Raw genomic sequence first — 6,665 nt, 5'->3', positions numbered from 1 at the left:
CCCGCCGGTCAGTTTGCCGGCGCAGAATTCACCGCTAAGGGCATACAGTTGGCTGGCGATGGTGTCGTGATCCACTTCACTCGTATGACGCTTAATGGCGTCGACTACCAGGTTGATGCCTACGCGCTGCAGGACGACACCCTGCAATCTACCGTCGCCAGCGACGTCAATAATCGGTACGTCAGTCGCATCTTGCTGCCTGCATTGGCCATGGGCATAGGGAAAGCCGGTCAGCTGTACGAACAGCAAAATACCCAAATCCTTGCCACCAATGCCGGCACCATCAGCGGCGGTACAGGACAGGTGAAAGGTTCAGCCCTCGCGGGCACCGTCGCCGGCGGTATCGGTACTCAAGCCGGGCAGGTGATGGCGGCCGACGCGGCACGGCTACCGGTCAAACAGGTGAAAGTCTTCAAAAACCAAACCATCGCGATTCATTTCATGAAAGGCGTATACGCCAGCGATCGCATCAATCGGGATGCTATTACCACATCCCTCGCAGGAGAGCGTTAATGTCTAAGTCTCATTTCGACCTGAATAACCCCCCCCCGGACGAGCAACTGGATGAACCAATCGAGGCAGAGACTTCGATCGTTCGTAAGCCATCAGAACCACGGCTGATCACATTGCCCTTAGGCTTAAAAGTTACACGTCTTCAGATGATCGCCCTAATAATCACGCTGTTAGCCATCATCACCTATGGTGTGCTACGCAACACACCACAGTCCAGTGGTAGTAGCGGCAGCACCCAATTCGTGACTCAAGAGACACCAATACAGCCCACGCCAGCTCCAACTCCAGCGCCAGCAGCACCCCGGCCCCCCCAAGCAGGAGTGCATATCGAATCAGCAGATCGCGAACTTGAACCTGTCGGTGAAACCTCATCGCTAACTAACGTCGAGGACAATGCGCAGCAGGCAACGGCACAAGCTTTAGACAACGTGTGGGTATACGCTCGCGATAATCGAGAAGGTCTCAAATCACTGGATCAGCGCTTGCGTGCTCTTGAGCAGCAAGTTGCTGCACAAGCTGTAAGACAGCCCCAACCTGCTGCGGTTATGCCTACCGCTAAGCCAACCGGAAATACTGCCTCACGTCGCTCAAACGCGAACCACAGCCTCAAAGGAGCCTCGATAACCAGTCTGTATCCGGACCTGGCTTGGGTGACTTATCAGGGGAGTAGTTGGGCATTACGACCAGGCGATGCCCTGGGGCGCGCAACAGTACTGCGTATCGATACTGAAAAACGTGAGGTGATCACCTCCGCCGGAACCATTCGGTAAGGAACGCTATGGATTTGGTCCAGATGCTGGCCAACGCAGTCAACAATGTGACAGACGTCGGTATTCGCCTGGTGCTGGCGATCGGTTTAGTTGGTGGGTTGGTCATGATGGCCATGCACTTGAGCAGCATCGCCGGCAAAGCCCGACGCGGGCAGGTACAGGACGGCGCCGGCAAAATTGTCACCGTTGTCGTGATGTGCGGAGCCACTATCGCCCTTCACCAGGTGATGAACGCTACATCGAACCAGATGGCACTCGGTAGCGTGACCTTTGGCGCCATCGCCTATGTCTCCGAAGGAAAATACGGCCCGGCCGCCACGGCCATCAACGCAACCCTGACCTTGTTACAACTGGTCGGCGTGATTTACGCGCTTCAGGGGCTTTTGCGCCTGCGGCGTTCACAGAAAGACGGCCACACCGGGCTCAGTGCCGGTGATGACGTTGTTAGCGGCGCAAAGCGCCTGATCATCGGCACTATGCTCGCCGCCAATCCGCGTGTACTCGATGCACTGCAAAACACTCTTAATATCCATTGGTAAAACTACGAGGTAGAAATGAACGTTCTGAAAACCCTGAAAAATGCTCCCCTGCACGCGGCAGTCAAAATCTATATGGTGGCCGATGCCATTCGTCGACATATCGCCAGTATTCTGGCCGCTGTGGTTAGCATGGTCGTCGCCCCGCTGGCTCATGCAGACGATGATATTGCCGACTCAATCACAAACGTCCTTAACGGGATAATTTCACTGAAAGACCCCTTTGTTAAATCTAGCGGTGTGATCGGCCTTATTTTAATAGCTTCCGGAATTATCATGATGATATCTAAGAAGAATAACCCTCAGATTAAAGTTTCTCACATCATGATTGCAATTATAGCCGGCGCTGCATTATTGGCACTTGACCAGGTCGCAAACCGCAGTCAGAAACAGTTGGGAATGCAGCCAGTAACTGCTGGTTAATTGTACCAGGCCATCCCATTCGGGATGGCCTTCCTGCTACCAGGATCTCTGGAAAAATTCATGCTTATTTTCTCCATCTCCCGGCGAGTTACCGGGCATGCTCTCACGCCTGCGCAGCGCGGCATATTGGATGATCAGGCTCGCCGTGGCGGTCATAGTTGTGACTATTGCGGTTATTCATCCCCACATAACAGGGTCGTGTTTAGGGACACCAATCCATTGAATACTGCCCAGGACAATCTAGGGGTCGCAGATCCAATTTGCGAAGCCTGGCAAAAACTCGACTCTGTTTCTGCCGAAGCGGGTGTGATGGTTTATCTGCCTGCTTTGGCTCCGGAAGATGCAAATCATCTGCAGCGAGCTATCGTGCAGGCGTTATCTTCCACCGACGATGAATATCGCAGCGACGCACAAGCGTTACTGGACTGGCTGACAACCCACGACAGTCCCGTCAAACAAGCTTGGGGCACCACACACCCGCAAGCGTTCGCCCAGGCTCTGAGCAAACTGGATGAGGAAGGTCGACAAACTGCAGCGGAGCGCTGGCAACATCTCGCGTTGGTGTTACATCCCGCACGTATAAAAGGCCAGCTGGCCACTGACGGTCTTGAAGCTGGAACAACCTGGTGGCGCGCTTTCTATCACGACTATCTGTCCCGGAGTTAACTGTGATTATCGATAAAATCGAAGATCTCTTTGCCTATTTTTCCCGTTATGTCCTAGGCCGCGATTTCGCTCAGTATTGTGACCTGCGTACCGTCATAGGCCTGACACCAGACGACAAAATCCGACACCCCTCACTTGATGCTCCCTACATACACGTCACTAAAACTAACGACTATGCCAGCACTTTTGAGATCCTAGGCGCTTTTCGCGAGTTCAGTGAGGCAGTTCCCCAGCACGAAAATGAAACACCGACGCCGGACAGCTTCCTGCGCTTCGTTCTGAAATTACGCGATGCATTGACCGGCGATTTCAAAAGCCTGGGTCATAAAATCAGCATCGTGTTCGAACGCGATCCAACGCGCAGCGCCGAAGAAATCACTCGTCTCGTCGAACCGCAACGACGCGCCTACCGCAAGCTTGGTCTGGCTCTCGATGACCTGGTCGATGAGCAAATCGTCAAACTCACGCCGTATGTGGCCCGCGAACGAGTCTGGCTTACCGTATATTCCGCCATTGGCGCCCTGCCGCTCAGTGAACGAAGAGAAGAAATACAGCGGCAGAATACTCAATTCAAAGATCTGCCTGAAGCCCGTTTCGGGCAAAACCCGATTTACGCCGAGTTTGAAGGCCTTAAGCTGCGCCACGACGCATTTATCGATAAGCTGGCCACTGATTTGGCCGACGGCAACGACGGCGTGATGGTTCGATTGCTTGACGCGCATGAAGCTGGCCATGTGATCCGCGATGAAATAGAGCGGCTGAGTACCCATGAAGAGTGGCGCCCCCTGCTGCCAGGCGATCGCGTGATCCCTCAAGGAAAATTGCGTGGCGACGATATCAGCGCAGCCCTGGCGCCGCACTTGAATTTCCAGTTCTGCGACACCGAGGTCGACACCCACGGCAGTCTGATCGAGGTCGACGGACTCTATCACGGTCAGTTGGCCATGACGCTGGCACCTCAGCGCCCCGAATCTTTTGCCCAGCTGTTCACCAAAGTACCACGGCAGTTACCTTGGCGCTTGCGTCTGGACTTGATGCCCGGCGGCGGTGAGGCTTTGGAAAAAAAGCAGCAGCTACTGTCGTTTGCCGCCTTCGTCCCTAAACTACGAGATATTTACGACTCCATTTCATGGTTGATGGCGCAGCACAAGAAAGAGCCTGTTTGTATGATGAGTATCACCGCCAGTACCTGGGACGCAGACAAAAGCCGTTTGAAACGCAATCTGACGTTACTGCAAAAAGCAATCCAGAGCTGGGGTGTTACAACAGTGACCCGTACTTTCGGCGATCCCATTCGTGCCTGGGTCAACACTCTACCTATGGTGTCTAGTTTCAGCGCACCAACGCTGATGTACCCCCCTTTGTCTGAAGCGTTAAAACTGATGCCGCTGCAACGGCCAGCGAGCCCCTGGGGTAACGAAGGTAACGCAATTTTCCAGACCGTCGACGGCAAACCTTATCCGATCGGCTTGGGCAGTTCGTTGCAGGAAAAGCACACCGAGCTGCTCGCAGGTCCTCCAGGATCGGGAAAATCCCTGTTAGCGAACAGCCTTCACCTCGATGCTCTCACTAACGGTAATACTGATCTGCCGTTTATGGCTTTCATTGACAAAGGCTTTACCGCTCAGGGCTTTTACGATCTGGTCTATGACAGCCTACCCCACGGACAAAAGGACAAAATTGCCAGTATTATTCTGCGTAATACAGCAGATTTCTGCCGCAATCCGTTCGATATCCAACTTGGGCTTAAAGCGCCCATCAGCACTGAACGTGACTACTTGCTCGGCCTGTTGACCAGCCTGTGTATCGATCCACAGCTGGGCACTGCACCTGATGCCCCATCATGCAGGCAGATCCTGACACGCGCTATTGAGATGGTGTACCGCAAGAACAGCGACATTGAACCGGTGCGTTATGGAGCGTCATTGGTTCCGGAGGTTGATGCCGCGCTGGAAACAAGCGGCTGTCTGAGTCGCTATGATGCCGCTTGGTGGGAGATCGCTACCTGGTACGAAGTCCGCGATATGCTGTTCACTGCCGGCTGCGTTGCCGAGGCTGCGTTAGCACAGGCTCAAGCTGTACCTGAGCTCAACGACCTGCAGGGGGCGCTAAACAGCGAGGAAATGCGCAATGTCTTCGCTAACGTCAACCGTCCCGGATCGGATGAGTCATTACTGCATTATGTGTCACGCTGTCTGACACAGGCGCTGTTTGATTACCCGTTGATATCGGGGCGCACGCGGTACTCCATCAACCCAAATACGCGCATTCGTATCGTCGACGTTAACAACGTAGCCGGCAATCAAACTCCGGAAGGTAAAATCAAGACAGGTATCATGTATCAGTTCGCCCGCCATCTGGCCGGCGCCAACGACTTCTATCTGCCACAGTACCAGGATGAACTCTACAATCATCTGGATCCACGTTATGTACCACTGCATCGAAAACGCATCGAACAACTGGATCAGGAGGTCAAACTCATCTTTATCGATGAGCTGCATAACATCAGAGGTATCGACATTTTATGGGATGCACTCGAAACCGAAGATCGCGAGAAACGAAAATTCGGTATCCGCACGGTGTTCGCTTCGCAATATTTGGATGATTACCCGCAGACAATCCTGGAGTCCGCCAACTCCCTGTATCTGATGCGGGTAAGGACTAAGGATTTCCCTATTCTGCAGGAAACTTTCAAGGTGCCGCGTACCACACTAAATAGGTTGCTCAACACAACCCGCGGCGCCGCGCCGGATGGAAGTGGCGTCACGTTTCTGGCCGTTTTCCAAACCACCAATGGCAACGTGGCTCAGCTGCTCAAAAACACCGCAGGGCCACTGCGGCTCTGGGCATTAAACTCGACCCCGGTAAACCGCGCTCTACGCAACATGCTGTATGACGCGTTGGATGGCCAAACGGCCCGACGTTTATTGGCCAAAACCTTCCCAGGCGGTTCAGCAGAAAAACATATTGCGATGATGAAAAAGCGCGCCGGCAATGACGATGAAAGCGGCGCCATTCGTCAACTGGCCAACGACATGCTGGCAAGCCTCGGCTATGTGCAGGGGGATGCAGCATAAGGAGCAACCATGCGCCTTTATCACTGGTATATCCGTGCTTTCCTCCGCAGACCTAACCTCCACATCCTCGCTTACAACACTATTTTTTGGGCCGCGCTATTTGCCGGTATTTTCTTGAGGACGCTTTGAAATGAAATCATACCCTCCTGCCATGAGGCTCTCCCCTCTGGTCGTGCTGGTACTCTCCGCATTAGCTTCTCCAGTGCACGCTGTCTCCGTTGTCGTAACCTCTAGCGTTCCCATTGAGACACAGGTCGCTCCGGTCCTTGGGCAGATGAGCGGTACATTGACAGGGATGGCCGCTACACAGCAGCAGATCGGCGCCGCCATTAACCAAAACGGCGGCAAGATCGCCACGCAAATCGAACAAGCAGCACAAGCACAACGCGATCAAGATATTTTTGCTCGTCAAACCGAACGCCTCGAGCGATCGCGCCGAACCTATACCATACCGGATAGCCTGTGTACTGAATCTGGTTCGGGTATGGCCACACAAGTTCAAAGTCGCGCTCGCGCGCGACAAAGTGCGCTGTCGCGGGGCCAGGGAATCAGCAATGCCATGATCCGCCAAGGATGGACCGCCCCGGCTCCAGCACCTGAACAGACAGCCTTTCGGGCCGCAGGCGTACATGCCGATTACTGCGATGCCACCGATATGGCTGCTTACGGCGGCACGGGGG

At 54.1% G+C, this 6,665-nt stretch carries 7 protein-coding genes; all 7 read left to right on the top strand.

All coding sequences use genetic code 11. The features are described 5' to 3' along the window. A partial coding sequence (gene traO / locus QOL81_RS25595) for a conjugal transfer protein TraO (protein WP_283440165.1) occupies window positions 1-513 on the top strand: 513 nt, incomplete at its 5' end. After that, a complete protein-coding gene (locus QOL81_RS25590) occupies window positions 513-1,283 on the top strand; it encodes a hypothetical protein (protein WP_283440164.1) in 771 nt (256 codons plus the stop codon). The genes traO and QOL81_RS25590, both read left to right, overlap by 1 nt. An 8-nt stretch (window positions 1,284-1,291) precedes the next feature. Then, on the top strand, window positions 1,292-1,822 hold the full coding sequence (gene traQ / locus QOL81_RS25585) for a conjugal transfer protein TraQ (protein ID WP_128884978.1): 531 nt from the start codon (window positions 1,292-1,294) through the stop codon (window positions 1,820-1,822). 15 nt (window positions 1,823-1,837) lie between these two features. Next, window positions 1,838-2,242: a DUF6750 family protein gene (locus QOL81_RS25580; RefSeq protein WP_128884977.1), complete on the top strand. Its 405-nt coding sequence runs from the start codon at window positions 1,838-1,840 to the stop codon at window positions 2,240-2,242. Window positions 2,243-2,302: 60 nt separating this feature from the next. Continuing rightward, window positions 2,303-2,908 carry a hypothetical protein gene (locus QOL81_RS25575; RefSeq protein WP_128884976.1) on the top strand — a complete coding sequence of 202 codons (606 nt, stop codon included), beginning with the start codon at window positions 2,303-2,305 and terminating at the stop codon, window positions 2,906-2,908. Window positions 2,909-2,910: 2 nt separating this feature from the next. After that, on the top strand, window positions 2,911-5,985 hold the full coding sequence (locus tag QOL81_RS25570) for a putative type IV secretion/conjugal transfer ATPase (protein WP_128884975.1): 3,075 nt from the start codon (window positions 2,911-2,913) through the stop codon (window positions 5,983-5,985). Window positions 5,986-6,115: 130 nt separating this feature from the next. Further along, a partial coding sequence (gene traW, locus QOL81_RS25565) for a conjugal transfer protein TraW (RefSeq protein WP_349361524.1) occupies window positions 6,116-6,665 on the top strand: 550 nt, incomplete at its 3' end.

Origin of the sequence: Serratia sp. CC22-02, assembly GCF_900182895.1 — a bacterium.
In the GTDB taxonomy this organism is placed as follows: domain Bacteria; phylum Pseudomonadota; class Gammaproteobacteria; order Enterobacterales; family Enterobacteriaceae; genus Serratia; species Serratia nevei.
This window is presented reverse-complemented; position numbering and strand designations above follow the sequence as displayed.